Source organism: Methylobacillus draconifructus (genome assembly GCF_045984385.1).
Taxonomy (GTDB): Bacteria; Pseudomonadota; Gammaproteobacteria; order Burkholderiales; family Methylophilaceae; genus Methylobacillus; species Methylobacillus flagellatus_A.
Genome location: NZ_JBJQIJ010000001.1, coordinates 690478 through 710099, shown reverse-complemented (window position 1 = coordinate 710099; position 19622 = coordinate 690478). Strand labels below are relative to the sequence as shown.

Annotated in this window: 23 protein-coding genes and 1 pseudogene; 17 read left to right on the top strand and 7 right to left on the bottom strand. The window is 57.3% G+C overall.

All coding sequences use genetic code 11. The annotated features are described in order from the left end of the window. Positions 1–152: 152 nt before the first annotated feature. On the top strand, positions 153–1034 hold the full coding sequence (gene hslO, locus ACKF11_RS03495) for an Hsp33 family molecular chaperone HslO (RefSeq protein WP_407995965.1): 882 nt from the start codon (positions 153–155) through the stop codon (positions 1032–1034). 10 nt (positions 1035–1044) lie between these two features. On the opposite strand, the gene ACKF11_RS03490 is transcribed toward hslO, so the two are convergent. Beyond that, positions 1045–1827 (bottom strand): TrmH family RNA methyltransferase, encoded by a 783-nt coding sequence (locus ACKF11_RS03490; RefSeq protein ID WP_407995964.1) that lies wholly within the window; start codon positions 1825–1827, stop codon positions 1045–1047. 96 nt (positions 1828–1923) lie between these two features. Between ACKF11_RS03490 and rpiA the strand changes: the two genes are divergently transcribed. The 4 genes and pseudogenes from rpiA to ACKF11_RS03470 form a co-directional block, all read left to right on the top strand. Continuing rightward, positions 1924–2616 carry a ribose-5-phosphate isomerase RpiA gene (gene rpiA, locus ACKF11_RS03485; RefSeq protein ID WP_407995963.1) on the top strand — a complete coding sequence of 231 codons (693 nt, stop codon included), beginning with the start codon at positions 1924–1926 and terminating at the stop codon, positions 2614–2616. After that, positions 2617–3255: a dihydroxyacetone kinase subunit DhaL gene (gene dhaL, locus ACKF11_RS03480; RefSeq protein ID WP_407995962.1), complete on the top strand. Its 639-nt coding sequence runs from the start codon at positions 2617–2619 to the stop codon at positions 3253–3255. Between the two features lie 27 nt (positions 3256–3282). After that, entirely contained in the window at positions 3283–4272 is a 990-nt protein-coding gene (dhaK, locus tag ACKF11_RS03475; RefSeq protein ID WP_407995961.1) for a dihydroxyacetone kinase subunit DhaK, read from the top strand. Between the two features lie 165 nt (positions 4273–4437). Continuing rightward, positions 4438–4566 (top strand): annotated as a pseudogene (locus ACKF11_RS03470) (IS110 family transposase); the annotation flags it as partial. 305 nt (positions 4567–4871) lie between these two features. On the opposite strand, the gene ACKF11_RS03465 reads toward ACKF11_RS03470, so the two are convergent. The 4 genes from ACKF11_RS03465 to ACKF11_RS03450 form a co-directional block, all read right to left on the bottom strand. Further along, positions 4872–5603 carry a hypothetical protein gene (locus ACKF11_RS03465; RefSeq protein ID WP_407995960.1) on the bottom strand — a complete coding sequence of 244 codons (732 nt, stop codon included), beginning with the start codon at positions 5601–5603 and terminating at the stop codon, positions 4872–4874. A gap of 192 nt (positions 5604–5795) precedes the next feature. Then, entirely contained in the window at positions 5796–6134 is a 339-nt protein-coding gene (locus tag ACKF11_RS03460; protein WP_407995959.1) for a tRNA-binding protein, read from the bottom strand. 3 nt (positions 6135–6137) lie between these two features. Then, on the bottom strand, positions 6138–6476 hold the full coding sequence (locus ACKF11_RS03455) for a zinc ribbon domain-containing protein YjdM (RefSeq protein WP_407995958.1): 339 nt from the start codon (positions 6474–6476) through the stop codon (positions 6138–6140). A gap of 183 nt (positions 6477–6659) precedes the next feature. Further along, positions 6660–6938, bottom strand: coding sequence for a hypothetical protein (locus ACKF11_RS03450; protein WP_407995957.1), 279 nt, complete (start codon positions 6936–6938; stop codon positions 6660–6662). 169 nt (positions 6939–7107) lie between these two features. Here ACKF11_RS03450 and ACKF11_RS03445 point away from each other — a divergent pair, with 169 nt between their 5' ends. The 6 genes from ACKF11_RS03445 to ACKF11_RS03420 all read left to right on the top strand — a co-directional run bounded on the left by ACKF11_RS03445 (position 7108) and on the right by ACKF11_RS03420 (position 13042). Continuing rightward, entirely contained in the window at positions 7108–7611 is a 504-nt protein-coding gene (locus ACKF11_RS03445; RefSeq protein WP_407995956.1) for a DUF3617 domain-containing protein, read from the top strand. 17 nt (positions 7612–7628) lie between these two features. Beyond that, positions 7629–8342, top strand: a complete 714-nt coding sequence (locus ACKF11_RS03440; protein ID WP_407995955.1) for a pseudouridine synthase — start codon at positions 7629–7631, stop codon at positions 8340–8342. A 205-nt stretch (positions 8343–8547) separates the two neighbouring features. Further along, positions 8548–10128 carry a DEAD/DEAH box helicase gene (locus ACKF11_RS03435; RefSeq protein WP_407995954.1) on the top strand — a complete coding sequence of 527 codons (1581 nt, stop codon included), beginning with the start codon at positions 8548–8550 and terminating at the stop codon, positions 10126–10128. A 12-nt stretch (positions 10129–10140) separates the two neighbouring features. Further along, a complete protein-coding gene (gene recQ, locus ACKF11_RS03430) occupies positions 10141–11973 on the top strand; it encodes a DNA helicase RecQ (RefSeq protein WP_407995953.1) in 1833 nt (610 codons plus the stop codon). 17 nt (positions 11974–11990) lie between these two features. Further along, the gene (locus tag ACKF11_RS03425; RefSeq protein WP_407995952.1) at positions 11991–12446 is read left to right on the top strand and encodes a YaiI/YqxD family protein; all 456 of its coding nucleotides are present in this window, start codon (positions 11991–11993) and stop codon (positions 12444–12446) included. A 29-nt stretch (positions 12447–12475) separates the two neighbouring features. Beyond that, positions 12476–13042: a lipocalin family protein gene (locus ACKF11_RS03420; RefSeq protein WP_510338909.1), complete on the top strand. Its 567-nt coding sequence runs from the start codon at positions 12476–12478 to the stop codon at positions 13040–13042. A gap of 61 nt (positions 13043–13103) precedes the next feature. Here the strand turns inward: ACKF11_RS03420 and ACKF11_RS03415 are convergent, their stop codons facing one another. Beyond that, entirely contained in the window at positions 13104–13619 is a 516-nt protein-coding gene (locus ACKF11_RS03415; RefSeq protein WP_407995950.1) for a BON domain-containing protein, read from the bottom strand. A 238-nt stretch (positions 13620–13857) separates the two neighbouring features. On the opposite strand from ACKF11_RS03415, the gene ACKF11_RS03410 reads away from it, so the two are divergent. Then, positions 13858–14556, top strand: coding sequence for a DUF2490 domain-containing protein (locus ACKF11_RS03410; protein WP_407995949.1), 699 nt, complete (start codon positions 13858–13860; stop codon positions 14554–14556). A gap of 23 nt (positions 14557–14579) precedes the next feature. Here ACKF11_RS03410 and ACKF11_RS03405 read toward each other — a convergent pair whose 3' ends face one another. Then, positions 14580–15992, bottom strand: a complete 1413-nt coding sequence (locus ACKF11_RS03405; RefSeq protein ID WP_407995948.1) for a sensor histidine kinase — start codon at positions 15990–15992, stop codon at positions 14580–14582. Positions 15993–16111: 119 nt separating this feature from the next. Between ACKF11_RS03405 and ACKF11_RS03400 the strand changes: the two genes are divergently transcribed. From ACKF11_RS03400 to ACKF11_RS03380, 5 genes are all read left to right on the top strand, one after another. Then, complete coding sequence (locus ACKF11_RS03400) at positions 16112–16276, top strand: DUF1328 domain-containing protein (RefSeq protein WP_048811867.1); 165 nt, start codon at positions 16112–16114, stop codon at positions 16274–16276. A gap of 75 nt (positions 16277–16351) precedes the next feature. Continuing rightward, positions 16352–16765 (top strand): hypothetical protein, encoded by a 414-nt coding sequence (locus tag ACKF11_RS03395; RefSeq protein WP_407994202.1) that lies wholly within the window; start codon positions 16352–16354, stop codon positions 16763–16765. A 114-nt stretch (positions 16766–16879) separates the two neighbouring features. Then, positions 16880–17512 carry a response regulator gene (locus ACKF11_RS03390; protein WP_309564886.1) on the top strand — a complete coding sequence of 211 codons (633 nt, stop codon included), beginning with the start codon at positions 16880–16882 and terminating at the stop codon, positions 17510–17512. Between the two features lie 109 nt (positions 17513–17621). Continuing rightward, on the top strand, positions 17622–18044 hold the full coding sequence (locus ACKF11_RS03385; protein WP_407994203.1) for a response regulator: 423 nt from the start codon (positions 17622–17624) through the stop codon (positions 18042–18044). Between the two features lie 147 nt (positions 18045–18191). Beyond that, positions 18192–19622 carry a cytochrome ubiquinol oxidase subunit I gene (locus tag ACKF11_RS03380; RefSeq protein ID WP_407995947.1) on the top strand — a complete coding sequence of 477 codons (1431 nt, stop codon included), beginning with the start codon at positions 18192–18194 and terminating at the stop codon, positions 19620–19622.

The window sequence follows — 19622 nt, the reverse complement described above, 5'->3', positions numbered from 1 at the left end:
CTGCTGCTTATTTTTCTTATTGCCAAATTATATAGATAAATCATAATTTTAAAACCGGACTACTTCCCTACGCTGCATCCGGCCCTGATTCCGGCCCCTCGCGGTGGTATCATTGTCGCTCATCAGCAACTTCCATCACGCCTTGGGATTCCATGCAAATCAGTGACCAACTGCACCGCTTCCTGTTTGAAAGTACTTCCGTGCGCGGCAATATCGTCCACCTGGACGAAAGTTTCAGCCAGGCATTGCAACACCATGACTTTCCTTCTGTCTTGAGCCAGGCGCTGGGCGAGCTCATGGCTGCGAGCGTCTTGCTGGCCGCCACGCTCAAGCTGCAAGGCGGCGCATTGGTGCTGCAGGTGCAGGGCAAAGGGCCCTTGAAGCTGTTGGTGGTGGAATGCACTTCGGACCTCGGCATACGCGCCACGGCAAAATGGTCGGAAGAGCTCGGCGGGATGAGTTTCAGCGAGATGGTCAGCGACGGTCATTTCGTCATCACGCTGGATCCGCGCGACGGCGGCCAGGCTTACCAGGGCATTGTGCCGGTCGAGGGCGCCAGCATCGCCGAAATACTGCAGAACTACATGCAGCGCTCGGAGCAGATCGATACCCGCATGTGGCTCGCCTGCAACGGCAAGAGCGCAGCAGGCATGCTGGTGCAGAAACTGCCCGACCAGCCCGATAATGCCGACCCCGACGCCTGGAACCGCATCACCATGCTGGCGGATACGGTGCAGGACGAAGAACTGCTCGACCTCGCCGCGGTGTCATTGATCAAGCGCCTGTTCAACGAAGAAGACGTGCGCCTGTTCAAGGAACAAGCCATCAAGTTCCATTGCAGCTGTTCTCGCGAGAGCGTGGGCAACATGCTGCGCATGCTGGGGGAAGAGGAAGTCGCCGACATCCTGGCCGAGCAACACACCATTGATATCAATTGCGACTTCTGCAACGCGGAATATCATTTCGACCAGGTGGATGCCGAGCAACTATTCACTGCGGAAATCGTCCTGCCCGGCAACAACGTCCGCCACTAGCCGGACTATCCTAACTATGCGCCGCCTTCTGGCGGCTGCGCTCAAACAGGCATACCGCAGTTGCCGCCGCTGCGTTCAGCGACTCCACCTGCCCGGCCATGGGAATGCTCACCTGGCGGCTGGCGGCGGCAATCAGCGCCTCGCTCAAGCCGGCCCCCTCATTGCCGATCACGAACGCCGTCGGCTGTTGCAAATCCATGCCGTAGAGCGGCTCCCCCACCAGCGTAGTCGCCAGCGTCTGCCCGGCAAATGCCTGCGCCGCCTGCGCCAGATCGGCGCGCTCGACAATCGGCAATACGAATTGCGCCCCTTGCCCGCCGCGCAAGGCCTTGGGCGACCAGGCATCCGTGCAGCCCAGTGACAAATAGACCCCCTCGACCCCGGCCGCGGCTGCAGAACGCAGCATGCTGCCCAAGTTGCCCGGGTCCTGGATATCTTCAAGCATCAGGAGGAAATCCGGTTGCTCGGGCACCGGCAATTGCGGAATATCCACCAGCGCAAGAATCCCGGTCGGCGTCGCTACAGGCGACAGCTCGGTGAACATCAAGGTCGTGAACATCACCGTCGGCACATCGGAAAGCTCCTGCAACAGGCCGACCACCTCATTGGTGGATTCGCCCTCGGCAATCACCAGCAGTTTCGGCATGCCGAAACGCTCGATATAGGCCGTGAGCAAATGCGCCCCGTCCAGCAAGGTTTCATTGTTCTTGCGCCGCTCCCGCGCATTGTCTGCCAGTTTCTTCAATTGCTTGAACAGGCTGTTATCGCGGGAAGTGATATGTTTAAATGTCATGAAAAATCGCACGGGACTTGAGATGCAGAGCATTTTACCCGAACAGCAAGTTAAAGCCCGTGCAAAAACGCCAGCGTAACCCGGAGGAGAAACCCGATGAACGACAAACAGCTAGTCGCCATCCAGGCGGCAAGCCATGTTCAAGATGGCATGGTAGTGGGCCTGGGCACCGGCTCCACAGCCAATTACTTTATCGAGGAGCTCGCGCGCCGCCACCGCGAGGAAGGCCTGCGTATCACCGCAGCCGCCAGCTCGGTAGCCAGCACCATCCATGCACAGCAGCAAGGCTTGCCCTTGGTAGCGCTGGAACACCTCAATAAACTTGACCTCTACGTGGACGGCGCCGATGAAGTCACCACCAACCTTGCCCTGCTCAAGGGGCGCGGCTACGACCTCGTGCGAGAAAAACTGCTGGCCCGCGCCAGCGAGCGCTTCATCGTGCTGGTCGACAAAAGCAAGCTGGTGGGCCACCTGGGCGATAAATTCCCCATCCCGGTCGAAGTCATCCCGTTTGCCTGGCAACTGGTCCAGGCCTCATTGCAACAACTCGGCGTCGCAAGCACCCTGCGGCAGAATGCCGCCAAGGACGGCTGGGCCATCACCTCACACGGTAGCCTGGTGCTGGAGCTTGCGCTGCCCAAAACCTTCAAGAGCGATGAGCTCAACCAGCTGCTTAACGACGTCCCGGGCATTGTCGAACATGGCGTGTTTGAGGAGCTTGCCGATGCCGTATTCGTGGCCGACAACGGCCAGGTGGAAGAAATCTGGAAGAGGCCTGGAAATATTTAAATGAGAACCGAATTCATCCTTGAAGCCATCGCCGCGGTCAATGATGCCGTGCTCAACAGCGAGGCCGAGCTGGAGTCGCTTGACCGCGAGATCGGCGACGGCGACCATTTCATCAACCTCAAGCGTGGCTGCGCCGCCCTGCTCGCCATGCGTGACGAGCTCGCGCCGCTAGCGCCTGCCGACGCGTTGCAACGCATCGGCATGAAATTGCTTTCCACCATAGGCGGCGCCTCCGGCCCGCTGATCGCGACCTTCTTCATGACCATGGCCAAGGTGGAAAAAGCCGGCGACATCAGCAGCCTGGCCGAAATCGCCGCCGCCTTCCATGCCAGTGTCGAGGCCGTCAAGCAGCGCGGCAAGGCCGATGCAGGCGAGAAAACCATGCTGGATACCCTGATCCCGGTAGCGGAGACTTTCAGCCGCCTCACAGCAGCGAACGCTGGCCCGGTCCAGGTATTCGACGCCCTCCAGCAGGCCGCAGAACAAGGCATGCTATCCACCAGGGACATGATCGCCACCAAGGGCCGCGCCGCCTTCCTCGGCGAACGCGCAATCGGCCATATCGATCCCGGCGCGCGCAGCAGCCAGATCATCATTCACACCATTACCGAACTGGCAAAACAGCACCAGGCCGCCTGAAGCCGGCGCAAAGGAGGAGAGAAAAACATGAAAAAATTCATCAACAACGTCGACGACATCCTCACCGAAAGCCTGAGCGGCTTTGCCGCGGCGCATGCGGACATCATCAGCCTCAACCTGGCACCGCACTTCCTTACCCGCAGGGAAAAAGCAGAAAACAAGGTCGCCATCATCTCCGGCGGCGGCTCGGGCCATGAGCCGCTGCACAGCGGCTATATCGGTTACGGCATGCTGGATGCCGCCTGCCCCGGCCATGTGTTCACCTCCCCTTCCCCCGACCAGATGCTGGCAGCGGCCGAAGCCGTGCATGCCGGCAAGGGCGTACTGTTCATTGTCAAGAATTACGCCGGCGACGTGATGAACTTCGAGATGGCGGCCGAGATGCTGCCGTTCGAGAACGCCACCGTGCTCACCAGTGACGACGTCGCGGTGGAAAACTCCACCTACACCACCGGCCGCCGCGGCGTGGCTGGCACCGTGATCGTCGAGAAGGTCGTGGGCAGCCTAGCCGAGACCGGGGCCGACCTCGCCGCCTGCAAGGCGCTCGGCGACAAGGTCAACCGCCGCACCGCCTCCATGGGCGTCGCCCTCACCAGCTGTACGGTGCCCGCAGCGGGCCGGCCGACCTTCGATATTGGCGAAACCGAACTGGAAATGGGCGTCGGCATCCATGGTGAACCGGGGCGCAAACGCGAACCAATGAGAAACGCCGATGCCATCGTCGCAGACCTGGTCGCTGCCATTCTGGAAGACCTCAAGCCGACACCGGACAGCGAAATATTACTCATGGTCAACGGCTTCGCGGCCACTCCGCTCATGGAGCTGTATCTGCTCTACCACAGCGCAGCCAAGCTGCTGCAAGCGCACGGCCTGGTCATCAGCCGTTCATTGGTAGGCAACTACACCACTGCCCTCGATATGGCGGGCGCTTCCATCACCGTGACCCTGCTTGACGATGAAATCAGGCAGCATTGGGATAGCCCGGTGCACACTGCCGCGTTGCGCTGGCAGTGCTGAAGCGTTGGATGAAAAAAACCATTGCCAAATCCAGCTTTTCCGCAAGTTGACGGCCACTGATACCGTTGGGTTCAAGATAAATTATAGAGATAAACTCATCTGAATGAAGAAGGTTGAGCTATTCGGATTCCATCTGGCGCAATGCCCGTTGGTTATTGCGCCCTACGTGAACTGGCACGTAGCAAATCCAAAATGTCTTCCTTAGGAGCCACCATGCGTAAATTGGTGCATCTGTGTTTCGGCGTGCTCAACACCAGAAAACCATATCAACAGGATTATGCTCAATCCACTTGACTTGAAAGACGGTATCTACGCGGGCTAACGATTTATACAGTTCACGCCGTAAGAGATCGTAGAGTTGGTAGCTGCTGCTGATACTGCTGCATTAGCTGCTTCGTAATATGCGTCCTCGGCATCACTAGCTGCACTATAAGAAAAATAAAATGCTCCTATCGCGCACAGTGCTGTGAATAAATTAGAGATTATTAATATTTTAAGTAACTTATTCGTTTCCATTATTCTTTCCTAAAGGCTTAGCCAGCGTAGGGCGCAATGCCCGTTGGTTATTGCGCCCTACACTAGCTGGCTTGAACCAATTGTTATATTGCGGCTTCAATTTTATTTGGATAAATGAAACCTTCTATGGTCATGATTGGTACGCTGGATGGATGGCACATGATGTCAAATTTTCCAATATTTTTTGAGGCTGTATATGACGTATCAAGATCGCTTACGATCTGTTTGATTTTTAGCTCTTCAATTTTTCGACAACTATCGGCGATGACGTTGGTGATGTTGTATACAAATTTGTACATATCAAAGCCAAGTTCATAGGTTTTTCCATCTAATTTTAAGCTTGGCTTGTCACAGAATTTTTCCAGGTTTTGTAAAATATCAGGGCCGTAGTCGAAGCAGCTAAATATTGAATCCAGCTCGCTCTCAATGAATACTTTTTTATTTTTATAGTTCTTGTTGCTCTCGGGGACAGTGTTGTTATCTATGAATGACTTTAAGCTCTTGGCGAAAGTTTCTAACGGAATTATTAGATGCTGTAAGTGGCTCACAATCGTATTCTTATCTGCTGATACGTAGAGTCGAATTTCGTCCACGTCGCCACTATGATGAAAGTAGTTTCTTACTATTCTTAAGATTTTGAACTCCGGCGTGCTTTTTATATCGCAACCAAAGAGCTCTTTCAGTTTGTCAGCAGTTGAGTGCAGGTTATTCAAGTACGTGTACAAAGTATTGATGTCTCTGTTCTGTGAAAATCTAAAATCCAGCAATTCATATTGGCTATGGAAGTAGCGATCTATGAATGTGTGTTTTTCCATGTAGCACCAGATCCAATATAACTATATTTAGATAGCCAGATAGTATTTAAGCATAACAACCTAAGTCAAGCACTATGCCAATCACTTCAATACCATAGGTTTGGTATCAGCAATTTAGCCCGCCTAAAATTTAGCAGATGATCAGATCACGCTATATTACGTATAGCTAAACCTACTCACAAACAAACTATTTCAAAGTAACTTCGTCCCCTTCAGCACCACCTTATCCGGCACGCACAAAGCCACCGCGCCGTTCTCATCATGAAACCCAGTCACTAGGCATTGCGACTGAATCGGGCCGATCTGCTTCGCAGGAAAATTCACTACCGCCACTACCTGCTTGCCGATCAATTCATCCAGCTGGTAATGCACGGTGATCTGGGCGCTGGATTTCAGCACGCCGATCTCCGGGCCGAAATCGACATGCAATATGTAGGCGGGCTTGCGGGCTGCGGCGAATATCTCGGCGGCAACCACTTCGCCCACGCGCAACTCCACCTTGAGAAAATCCTCGAAGCTGATGTCGTTCATGGCTCAGGCCTTCTTCACGAACTCCGATTTCAGCTTCATCGCGCCGATGCCGTCGATCTTGCAGTCGATATTGTGGTCGCTGTCCACCAGGCGGATATTCTTGACCTTGGTGCCAACCTTGACCACCAGCGAAGAACCCTTGACCTTGAGGTCCTTGATCACGGTAATCGTGTCGCCGTCCTGCAGCAGGTTGCCGTTGGCATCCTTGACGATGAAATCGCTGCCTGCCGCCTCTTCGCTGTCGGTCGTCCACTCATGCGCGCATTCCGGGCAGATGAATAGGCCGCCATCCTGATAGGTATAGCTGGAACTGCATTGGGGACAATTAGGTAATTCGCTCATTTTGACTCGCTTCTGGATTAAACAAAGAAGTTGCATGGCAAGCCCGGCACATCACCGGCTGCCGATTAACCAATATCACAACATGGTTATTATACACTCCCTGCCCTGGTATCCCTGATCGGCCTGGAACTATGCACGATTCTCATGCCGACACCGCCAAGAGAACATCCCTAGCGAAATGCTTTACTCATCGCTATCGGCATACGTCAGCCGACAATAATAAGGCGAGCTCTTCTCGTTCTTGAGGAACGCACAGCCGCGCTTGATCTCGTCAATGACCAGGTCGCAGCTATTCGCCGCATTGCAGGGCGGATGCGTCGCGGGGCTGACGTTCCTGCACCATTTCACCAGCATCTCGGCGTGGCGTTTGCCCGCCTCCTCGGTACAGCTTTTCTCCCCGGCATTGGCTGGAAGCACTTGGAAAAAAGCAATCAGCATGAACAAGGCGACGTAGGGCTTCATAGGGGGTCCTCGCATAAGAGTGGATAACTTCATAGCGGCATCGGTCAGCATATTTTAATGCTCCCTGCCTGCAAAGGCAGCGCACTTTCCTTGCTTGCTTCGCCTGATTCCAGGCTGCCGCCTCCCGGGTGTTATACTTGTTCCACTATTATCGACACCACGCCAGCCCATGCCCAACCGCATTGCAAGATTATGTTTGTGCGCCCTGTTCCTCAGTCCCTTGCCCGCGCTTGCCATCGACCAGATCAAGCCGGGCCAGTGGGAAACCTCCGTGACGATACAAGGCCTGCCCGCCATTGCATCTGAGCAACTGGAACAGTTGCGGCAATTCGGCATCGAGCTGCCGGTAGGCGGCAATGCGATCGTGACGCAGCAATGCATTACGCCTGAGCAGGCCAAGCTGAAGCAGCCGCTGCTGCCGCAGACGGAAGACGGCTGCAGCGTGCGCAACTACCAGCACAACGGCGACAACGTGACCGGGGACGTCAGCTGCAACGGCGCGATCAAGGGCAACGGCCGCTTCGACATGACCTTGCTCAGCGACAGCGCTTTCCAGGGCAGCATTTCCATGCAGGGCACTGCGCAGGGCCTGCCCGTGAACCAGAACTCATCCATCAGCGGCAAATGGGTCAAGCCCGCCTGCGATGCCGATCTTCCTACTTATCAGCCCTAATTCTTTATTCCAACCTTATGCAACTTGAACGTATCCTGCATTCGCAGGGCTTTGGCTCCCGCAAGATTTGCCGCTCGTTGATCCGCCACGGCGAGGTCACGGTGAACGGCGAGGTGTGCGATTTCCCCTTTTCCGAGTTTGATCCCGAGAACCTCAATTTCACCGTGCGCGGCGAAGCATGGCAATTCCGCGCACAAGCCTACCTGATGCTGAACAAGCCGGCGCACTATGAATGCTCGCACAAGCCGCAGCACCACCCGAGCATTTTCAGCCTGCTGCCCGCGCCGCTGCTGGAACGCGGTGTGCAGAGCATAGGCAGGCTGGACGAGGACACGACGGGACTGCTGCTGCTCTCCGATGACGGGCAGTTCATCCACCGCATGGGCTCACCCAAGTGGAAAGTGCCCAAGGTCTACGAAGTCACCACCAAGCATCCTTTGGATGAAACGCAAATCGCCTCGCTGCTGGGCGGCGTGCACTTGCTGGACGAACCGGCGCCGGTTGCCGCGCTGGCTGCAGAAGTGGTCGGCGGCCATGTGCTGCACCTGACGCTGGCAGAAGGGAAATACCACCAGGTCAAGCGCATGCTGGCCGCGGTGAGCAACCGGGTCGAGGCATTGAAGCGCATCCGCATCGGCGGCCTTGCCTTGCCGGACGACCTGGCACCGGGGGAATGGCGCTGGCTGGATGCGGACATGCTGGAAGCAGTATCGCCAGTCCGCCAGGCATAGCGGTCTCGCAATATATATCTAAAAAACTCTCATCATTCATTGCCCAGCTTATGGGGTTTTGCCGTATAATCTGCTTTCCCTGCGCTACATCCAATCCGCGCAGCGGTCCTGAATCCTAACAGATACCTTCCTGCTGTCTGCCTAGATTGGAGTTATGTCATCGTAACAGGCCGACAAAAACACCCTTGAATAATGGAGTTTCAGCTTGTCTTCCGACGTAAGCATTGCGCTTTCCAACATACAATTTTCCGATCTCGGCCTGGCAGAACCCATTCTGCGCGCCATTGCCGATACCGGCTACACCAACCCGACCCCGATCCAGGCCCAGGCCATTCCCCTGGTGCTGAACGGCGGCGACCTCTTGGCAGGCGCCCAGACGGGCACAGGCAAGACAGCGGGCTTTACCCTGCCCTTGCTGCACCTGCTGCATTCCAAACCGGTCAAGGTAAAGGCAGGCCAGCCGCGCTGCCTGATCCTGACGCCGACGCGCGAGCTTGCCGCCCAGGTGGAAGAATCGGTACAAACCTATGGCAAACACCTGAAATTGAAATCCATGGTGATGTTCGGCGGCGTAGGCATCAACCCGCAGATCGAGCGCCTGAAAAAACCGCTGGACATCCTGGTCGCCACGCCCGGCCGCCTGCTCGACCACGCGGCGCAGAAAACGATAGACCTGTCCGCAATCGAGATCCTGGTGCTGGATGAGGCGGACCGCATGCTGGACATGGGCTTCATCCGCGACATCAAGCGCGTATTGGCCCTGCTGCCCAAGCAACGCCAGAACTTGCTGTTCTCGGCCACTTTCTCCGACGAAATCAAGGAACTGGCCGACGGCCTGCTGCACAACCCAGGCTACGTGGAAGTGGCGCGGCGCAACACGGCTTCGGAGCTGGTCGAGCAGGCCGTGCACTTGGTCAGCCAGGGACACAAGCGCGAACTGGTCGCGCACCTGATCCGCCACCATGACTGGAAGCAGGTGCTGATATTCACCCGCACCAAGCACGGCGCCAACCGCCTCGCGGAAAAGCTCAGCAAGGACGGCATCGCCGCTGCCGCGATTCACGGCAACAAGAGCCAATCCGCCCGCACCAAGGCGCTGGCCGAGTTCAAGGACGGCACCCTGCCGGTGCTGGTGGCGACCGATATTGCCGCACGCGGCCTCGACATCGACCAATTGCCGCAGGTGGTGAATTTCGAATTGCCGAACGTGCCGGAAGACTACGTACACCGCATTGGCCGCACCGGCCGTGCCGGATGCACGGGCGCTGCCGTCTCCCTGGTCGACAACGAGGAAGTCAAACTGCTCAAGGGGATCGAACGCCTGATCAAGCGCGAGATTCCGCGCCTGGATATCCCTGGTGACTTTGCGCCCAGCGAACAGCCTGCCGCAGAAAGCCGCCCGCCAAGACAACAGCAGCCTGCACAAACCCGCCAGGCCAGGAACAACCGCCCCCAAGGCCAGCGCGAGCGCGACGACGCCAGTGGCAATAACGCCGAGCCGCGCTCAGGCAACAAGCCACGCCAAGGCAGGAACAACCAAGGAAAAAACCAAGCCAGGCCGCAGCGCGCGCAAGGCCAACAACAGCCAGGTCAGCAGCAAGCACAAGGTCAGCGCAGCAAGCCCCAAGCCCAAACCGACCAAGCCAACAAGAAGCCGGAAAAATTCTTGTCCGAAGCCGCACGCCACCAGGCCATGCCGCAGGTGGGGCTGTTCGTGCCGCCGCAGCCGCCCAAGCGCCAATTCCACAACAATCCTGGGCAGCGTCCCAACCGGGGCCGCCGCTAGAGCCTAGCCAGCATGCAGGCGAACACTGCCGCCCAGCAGTTGCTGGAGCAAACCTTCGGCTACAGCGCCTTCCGCGGCGAGCAGGAAGCCATCGTCAACCATGTGGCTGACGGCGGCGATGCGCTGGTGCTCATGCCGACCGGTGGCGGCAAGTCGCTCTGCTACCAGATTCCCGCCCTGTTGCGGCAAGGCGTCGGCATTGTCGTTTCCCCGCTCATCGCCCTGATGCAGGACCAGGTGGATGCCTTGCGCCAGCTTGGCATCCAAGCCGCCTTCCTCAATTCCAGCCTGGACGGCGATAGCGCGCGCAACGTCTACCAGGCTCTGATGCGCGGCGAGATGAAGGTGCTGTATGTCGCGCCCGAGCGGCTGATGACGCCGAACTTCCTCAGCACCTTGCATGAAATTCAGCAACGCTTCGGCATCGCCCTGTTCGCGATCGACGAGGCGCATTGCGTATCGCAATGGGGGCACGACTTCCGGCCCGAATACCGCCAGCTCACAGTGCTGCACCAGGAGTTTCCCGAGGTGCCGCGCATCGCGCTCACCGCTACCGCCGATACGCCGACCCGCAACGAGATCGTCGAGCGCCTAGGCCTGGAAAGCGCGCGGCAATTCGTTTCCAGCTTCGACCGCTCCAACATCCGCTACCGCGTGGCATTGAAAAACAACGCTCGCAAGCAGTTGCTCAGTTTCCTCGAATCCGAACACCCCAACGACGCAGGCATCATCTATTGTCTGTCGCGGCGCAAGGTGGAGGAAACGGCGGCCTGGCTCAAGGAGCAAGGCTGGGATGCGCTGCCCTACCATGCCGGGCTGGATGCAAGCCTGCGCCAGGCCAACCAGCAGCGCTTCCTGCGCGAGGAAGGCATCATTATGGTCGCGACCGTGGCCTTCGGCATGGGCATAGACAAGCCCAACGTGCGCTTCGTCGTCCACCTCGACCTGCCCAAGAGCATGGAGGGCTATTACCAGGAAACTGGCCGCGCCGGACGCGACGGCCTGGATGCGGACGCATGGATGGTGTATGGCCTGGGCGACTTGGTCAACATGCGCCAATTGCTGGACAACAGCGACACGCCGGAGGAAAGAAAGCGCCTGGAACGCCAGAAGCTGGACGCCCTGCTCGGCTATTGCGAATCCACCGCCTGCCGCCACCAGGCCATCTTGCGCTATTTCGGCGAGCAGCATCCGGGCAATTGCGGGCAATGCGACAACTGCCTCAACCCGGTGGACACCTGGAACGGCACCGAGGCCGCGCGAATGGCGCTTTCATGCGTATACCGCAGCGGCCAGCGCTTCGGCGCGGGCCACCTCATCGACATCCTGCTGGGCAAGACAACGGAACAGATCAAGCGCTTCAACCACCATTCGCTGACCACCTTCGGCATCGGCAAGGCCCTGAGCCAGGCGCAATGGAGCAGCGTGTTCCGCCAGCTGGTGGCGGCCGGGCTGCTTTCCACCGACATGGAAGGCTACGGCGGATTGAGACTTACAGAAGAAGCCAGGCCGTTGCTGCGCGGGGAAACGGAAATCTGGCTGCGCAGCGATTCGCCTGTCACGCGCACAGCAAGCAAGGCCGAACGCGCCAGCCGCAGCCGCGAAGCCTACAAGGAAGTGCAGGACGACCCGCTCTGGCTCGCGCTCAAGGTCAAGCGGCTGGAGCTCGCCCGCGAGCAGGAAGTGCCGCCGTATGTCATTTTCCACGACAGCACCCTGCTGGAAATCCTCAACCAGAAACCCGGCAGCCTGACGGAAATGGGCCGCATCAGCGGCATAGGCGCCGCCAAGCTGGCGCATTACGGCGACGCGTTCCTGGAGGTATTGGAAGAATATGCAAACTAACGCAAAGGCCTGCCGCCATGCAGATCTGGGTTGATGCGGACGCCTGTCCGGTAGCGGTGAAGGAAATCCTGTTCCGCGCTGCGGACCGCACCGGCATCATGGTCACGCTGGTCGCCAACAAACTGCTGCGTGTACCGCCCTCGCCCCATATCCGCGCCTTGCAGGTGCCAGGCGGGTTCGATGTGGCAGACAAGGAAATCGTGCAAAAACTTCAGCCGGGCGACCTTGTCATTACCGCGGACATTCCGCTTGCGGCGGAAGTGATCGCCAAGGAGGCCCACGCGCTCAACCCGCGCGGGGAAATGTACGACAAAGGCAGCATAGGCGAGCGGCTTGCCATGCGGCACTTCATGGAGGATCTGCGCAGCAGTGGCGTGGAACTGGGCGGCCCCGCCTCGTTCAGCCAGGCAGACCGACAGGCGTTTGCGGCTGCGCTGGACCGCTTCATTGCGCGGCGGGCGCCAGGGAAATAGAAGGACTGAATGAAGGGAACATGATGACAATGAAAAGCGTATTTTGCCTGATGCTCGCATGCTGCCTATTGGCTTGTACCGGCACCGGCACGCCCCAGGGCTTGCAGCCCGTCACCCATTTCAAGCCCGACCAATACCTGGGCACCTGGTACGAGATCGCGCGCCTGGACCATTCGTTCGAGCGAGGCTTGCAACAGGTCACCGCGACCTATAGCAAACGCGAGGACGGCGGCCTGAAAGTGATCAACCGCGGATACGACCCGGAAAAGCAGGCCTGGAAAGAGGCGGAAGGCAAAGCCTATTTTGTCGACAGCCCGGATACCGGCAAATTGAAGGTATCTTTCTTCGGCCCGTTCTACGGCGCCTACAACATCCTGGTGCTGGACCACGTCAATTACAATTTCTCGCTGGTAGCGGGGCCCAATCACGAATATCTCTGGATACTCTCGCGCACGCCGGAGCTGTCCTACCCGGTCAAGGCGGAACTGATTGCCAGGGCCCAGCACTTTGGCTTCGACACAAGCAAACTGATTTTCGTCGAGCATGGCGCACAGCCCGGCATGAAGCTGCCGCACCAGGACACCATGCGTCGCTAGCGGTAGAAAGTAAAAAAGCCTGTGGTTGTCCACAGGCTTTTTTATATGGCTACTTGCTCGCTTAGCCCTTGACGATCAGGTTGTTCTTGACCGACTTCACTCCTTCAACCGCCTTGGCCACTTCGCCGGCTTTCTGGATCTGGGCCTTGCTGTTGACGAAACCGCTCAACTGCACCACGCCCTTGTAGGTTTCCACGCTGACTTGCAGGCCCTTGAAGCCTTCCTCCTTCAGGATGTTCGCCTTGACCTTGGCAGTGATGGTGCTGTCATCCACTACGCGGCCCACTTCTTTTTTCTGCTGGGCGGTTTTGTAGTTGCTGTACTCTTCCTGGCTCAGCTTGGCGTCCTTGTTCTTGTCGGCGGCATTGAAGTGCTCCTTGGTGTAGAAGCTGTCGCGGCTGGCCTCGGTATAGTTCAAGTGGCCGTCGTTATTGGTGTCCAGTTCATGGAACTGCTTTACGTCCGGGCTCTGGTTGAGCTCGTCGGAAACCGATACCGCCCACGCACCGCTTGCAGCGGTTCCCAGCAATACACTGATGGCGGCGGAAATGATATTGGTCTTGATAGAACGATGCATATTGCTCTCCTCTGTAGGTAGGACGGTAAATCGTGGAACATGCATGCATGGTAATGTCATCCGACATCCCTCACCGTCAGCGCGCCGCTGCAAATCGTGTCAGAGGCAGCTGACAACCTGGCTGCGGATTCGCCTTTCCAAACTCGCCTTTTATGTATGCGTGGGTTACAGTCACACCCTCAACAATCAACCTTGCCGGTCGTCACGACGACAGATTGGATCAAGAGAAGGAAATTGCATGAGATTTAATACCATACGCTTGCTGCGCGGATTGTCGATTGGGGTAATGAGCACGAGCGCCTGCTGGACATATGCCGAGGTCGAGGAAGATAGCCGCTTCTGGTTCAACCTGACCATGGAAGGCAAGCTGGCGAAGGAAAGCCGCATCGGCTGGTACGCGGAGTTGCAGCCGCGCTTGAAGGAGGAAGGGCGGGAGCACGACCAGACCATCATCCGGCCAGCCGTCAATTACTGGGTTTCAGACCGCGCAAGCATCTGGCTGGGCTATGCCGACGTCAGGACGCACACGGCGCAAGGCACCAACCACGAGCAGCGCTGGTGGCAGCAATTCATGTATACCTTTCCCCCGACCTCGAACGGCATCGTCATCACGAGCCGCACGCGGCTGGAACAACGCAATTTCGATACCGGACACGACACAGGCCACCGGGTGCGCCAATTGGTGCGCGCCATCAAGAAGATTGAAGGGACGGAATCGCTGAGCTGGCTGTTATGGGATGAACTGTTCGTCAGCACCCGCAGCACGGACTGGGGTGCCATGAGCGGTTTCGACCAGAACCGCGCGTTTGCCGGAATAGCCTGGCAGGCGGCGCAAAATGCCCGGCTCGAGATCGGCTATGTCAACCAATATGTCCGCGGACATGAGTTCGACCGCATGAACCATGTCCTTTCCACATCGCTGTTCCTGCGTTTCTAGCTAAAGCCCCTTACAACCTGCTCTTAAAGCTTGGTCGGGATGATCGCCACCAGGTGGAATCCCTGGTTGGGCGCGCTGGTGATATCCACGCGCCCGCCGATCGCCATGATGCGGTTGCGGATACCGGAAAGGCCGTGGGTGCTGGCGGCGGCCTTGTCCAGGTCAGCCCCCACGCCATTGTCCTCGATCTCCAGCTTGAGGTAATCCAGCGCATCCACCATATGTACCGAGACCTTGGTGGCGTAGGCATACTTGCTTGCGTTATTCAGGCTCTCCTGCACCACGCGATAGGCGATCAGGCCTAGCGTTTCGGGCAGCTCGATCTGCTCATTCGGCAGGATGAGGTCCAGCTTCCAGTCGTTGCGTTCAGCCATATCCTCGATCAGGGACTTCAATGCCGGCCAGAAGCCGATGGTGGTGATGATGGAAGGATGCAGGTTCTGCACCACCTGCCGCTTGAACTGGATGCCCTGGTTCAGGTAGCGCATGGTCTTATCGAGCTTTTCCACGATCTCCGGGTCCTGGTCCTTCACGCGGCGTATCGTCCAGGAAATATCCATCTTGGTGGCCGTGAGGATGGAGCCCAGCTCGTCATGCAGGTCGCGCGCCAGCTTTTGCCGCGCGCGCTCCACGTCGGACTGGTAATCCAGCGCCAGCGTCTTCATCATATAAGAGTTGCTGCGGATGCGCTCCTCGTAAGCTGCGCAGTCGCGCGCCAGCTGCTGGCGCAAATGGTCGCGGCTGTTCATTTCCTGCACGAGTTGACGGATCACCATGATCACGAGCAGGAGGAGGATCAACGCCGTGCCGATCAAGGCAATCCGGGTGATGACGATGGTCTGTTCGCGCTTCTTCACCAGCTGCGATTGAGCTTCGCGCTGCTGATCGAGCAGTATCTGGGAATATTGCATAAACCTCGCCATTTCGATGACGCCCTGGTCCAGCTTGATCACCTGCATCGCCTCTTCCGCCTTGCCTGACTGCACCAGGGAAATGGCCAGCTTCATTTCCGCATTTTTGGCTTCCAGGGTCGAGTTCAAGGCAATCAGCCAATTTTGCTCCTGCTTGCCGCGCATGACGACCGTCTGGCCGTTGAACAAGCCTTCAATCTTGCGGATATGGCGGCGTGAAGCCTCGATTGCCTGGTTGAAGGTAGTCACCAGTTCCTGGCGCTGGGTCAGCAGGTATCCGCGCTGCGCGCTCTCGGCCAGGTTGAGGCTGGTACGCAATTGCTGCAGCACATTGATATTGCGCTGCACTTGGTCTATCTGGGCGTTTTGCTGCTCAAGCTCGACCAGCCAGGCGTCAGTGAACATGACGGAAACCAATGCCAGGATCATGGAGGCAAACAAGATCGCCAGCACCCTTCCGCCAAGCCGCCTGATCAAGCTTTCGCCCCATCCGGTTATTTTGTTGCCGATGGCTTTGATATTCATGGTATTCCAAACATCGTGTAAGTCTTTTCTGACAAGCGATTCAGTGGCTGTCTGCTAATTCCGGGCCGATCAAAAGCCTACAGTGTAAACCGTACACCGAACAACCAAGGAGAAAAATAATGTTGCATTATTCCGTGATATTTTTCGTGATCGCGCTGATTGCAGCTTTTTTCGGCTTTAGCGGTATTGCGGCAGGTGCGGCAGAAATTGCCAAAATCCTGTTCTTCGTTTTCCTGATCATCACCATCGTGTCGCTGGTTGCCGGCATTTTCCATAAACGCTGACCAACTGCTCGATATCCACCAGGAAAATAGTCCAGATTCACCGAAATCCCCCCATAGACAGTATTGGAGCACGACATGTTCAACAGCAACACACAATCCGAGATTAAAGACCAAGCCTCCGAGTTGGCGGGAACCGCCCAGGAAGCCTTGAGCGATAGCGCCAAGGCCGGCAAGGCCTCCGTTCGCAAGCTGGGGCGCAAACTGGAAAGCAAGGCCCGCGACAGCAAGAAAGAAGCGATCGCATTGCTGGAAAGCCTCAAGGACGTGCTGGACCCGGATGCGCACGGCAGCGCCACCGAGCATGTCATCCAGCAGCTCACGGAAAACTTCTCCGACTGGTCCGAGTCGCTGGACAAAGAACTGTCGCAGGTATTGAAGAGTAGCCGCATCCAGTCAAGCAAATGGCTGCGTAAGCGCTCGTTGCTCACATTGTCGCTTGCCGTGGGAGCTGGCGTCCTGGTCGGATATGCCTTGAGCAAGGACGATTAATACATTGTCCATGTCGACCTCATGGCATGGTCTTGAAGATGGCTTGCGGATACCGGCAAGCCATCTTAGTATCCATAAAGAATGACCAACCAATAATAAGGATCGTCAGCACACATGAAAAAGATATTATTAGTTGATGACCACAATATTGTCCGACAGGGATTGCGCAACCTCATCGAGCTGGAATCCGACCTCGAGGTAGCCGGCGAAGCCGCGTCCGGGCTGGAAGCCATCAAGCTGGTCAGAAGTAACCAGTATGATGCCATCGTCATGGACATCGCCATGCCCGACAAGAATGGCGTGGACACCCTGCACGACTTGCGCCATGTCGCACCCGAACTACCGGTATTGATCTTGAGCGGCTACGGCGAGGAGCAATATGCGCTCAACCTCATGCGCAGCGGCTGCAAGGGCTATTTGTCCAAGGATGCCGATTCGGACGAGATCATCAAGGCGATCCGCACCGTCGCCAACGGCAAGCGCTACATTTCGGCGGAACTGGCCGAGCTCATGACCAACGAGCTGAGCAACCCCTCGGAAAAGCTTCTCCACGAAACCCTCTCCGACCGTGAGTTCCAGGTATTCTTCAAGCTCGCGAGCGGGCTGAGCGCCACTGAAATCGGTGAGGAACTCTGCATCAGCGTGAAAACCGTCAGCACCTACCGTACCCGCATCATGGAGAAAATGAGCTTGAAGACGAATGCGGACCTCACCTACTACGCCATCAAGAACCAGCTGATATCATAAGCATGGCTGCCGTCAACGTAAGAAGATGTAGGATTAAGGCGGATGGCACCCCCCCCCTGCTGCCCGATAGAATTCACAAGCAATGATTTTTGAGCCTATGAATACGATCATGAAAGAAAGCCGCAGTGGTGTGGAACCGGGTACTAGAGCAATGAAAGTGTTGCTTGTCGAGGATTCGCGGCTTTTGCGCGAAACGATCATGGACATCTTGTCCGACTGTAGGGGCTTGTCCTTCGAAGGGGTCGCGCTGAGCCAGGATGAAGCCATTGCGCAGCTTTACGAGCAGCCCTATGACTTGCTGCTGGTGGATATCGAGCTGGCCCAGGGCAATGGCTTCGAAGTGATCAAGGCCACGCAGCGGCCGGACTTCCCCTTCCCGCGCCCGGCCTACCTGATCCTCACCAACCATGCTTATCCGCAATACCGCCAAATGGCGAATGAATTGGGCGTGGACCACTTTTTCGACAAGTCCATGGACTTCGACCTTGCCATCGAGACGATAGAAGCCCAGGCAGCGCGATTTACCGCATAAGCCACCGTTACAATCTGTGATGGTGTTTATTGATGAATCTGGGCCTGTTGAGGCAAAGGGGCACACAGTAAGCTAGCAGTCTTGCGTTTCAGGCACAGTTTACCAGGCGTGCCTGCAGGTTGGTTATCAAGGAGTCAGAACACCGCCATGCCAGACATCTCAGCGCTCGACCTAGCGCGCATCCAGTTTGCCTTCACCGTCTCGTTCCATATCATCTTCCCGGCAATCACCATCGGCCTTGCCAGCTACCTGTTCGTGCTCGAGGCCATGTGGCTCAAAACCGGACGCGAAGTGTACAAGGACCTTTACCACTACTGGCTGAAGATATTCGGCGTCAATTTCGGCATGGGCGTGGTGTCGGGGCTGGTCATGGCCTACCAGTTCGGGACCAACTGGAGCGGCTTCTCCGCCTTTGCCGGCAGCGTCACCGGGCCCTTGCTTACCTACGAGGTGCTCACCGCCTTCTTCCTTGAGGCCGGATTTCTCGGGGTGATGATGTTCGGGTGGAGCCGGGTCGGGCCAGGACTTCACTTGCTTTCAACTGCGATGGTGGCATTGGGCACATTGATTTCAGCCACGTGGATTCTGGCATCCAATAGCTGGATGCAGACCCCGCAAGGCTTCGAGATCGCGAACGGCATCGTGGTGCCGGTCGATTGGTGGGCAATCATTTTCAACCCTTCTTTCCCTTACCGGCTGGTGCATATGGGAATTGCCGCTTTCCTGGCGACCGCCTTGATGGTGGGCGCGGCCGGGGCGTGGCACCTGTTAAAGGGACAGACAACCGAAGCGACGCGCACCATGCTGTCGATGGCGATGTGGATGCTGGTCGGCGTTGCCCCGCTGCAGGCGGTAGTCGGCGATTTCCACGGCCTGAATACGCTCAAGCACCAGCCTGCCAAACTGGCTGCCATCGAGGGACACTGGGAGCATCATGAAGGCGGCGTGCCCTTGTTGCTGTTCGGCCTGCCGGACATGGAGGCGGAAACCACGCACTTTTCTGTTGGCATCCCGCACTTGGGCAGCCTGATCCTCACGCACAGCTGGGATGGCCGGGTGCCGGTGCTCAAGGATTTTCCTCCTGAAGACCGCCCCAATGCCAGCATCATCTTCTGGTCTTTCCGCGTCATGGTCGGGCTGGGGATAATGATGATCGCGCTGGGCCTATGGAGCGTATGGCTGCGTTACCGCGGCAGCTTGTATACTCACAGGGGTTTCCTGCGCATGGCATTGTGGATGGGCCCTGCCGGCGTGATTGCCATACTGGCGGGCTGGTTCACCACGGAAATAGGACGCCAGCCCTGGGTGGTTTATGGCATCATGCGTACCGCTGATGCGGTTTCCAACCATGATATATCCTCCCTTGCGGGATCGTTAGCCTTGTTTGTCGCAGTCTACTTTTTTGTGTTCGGCATTGGGATCAGCTACTTGATGCATCTTATGCGCCTGCCCGTTCGGCACGGGTCGCCGGAACCCGAAGGCGGTCCGGGCCAGCCAAGGCAACCTATGCGTCCGCTGTCTGCCCCCGACGCCTCTTTCTCGCTAGAATCGCAATCGCATAACGCTAAGGAATCGTAG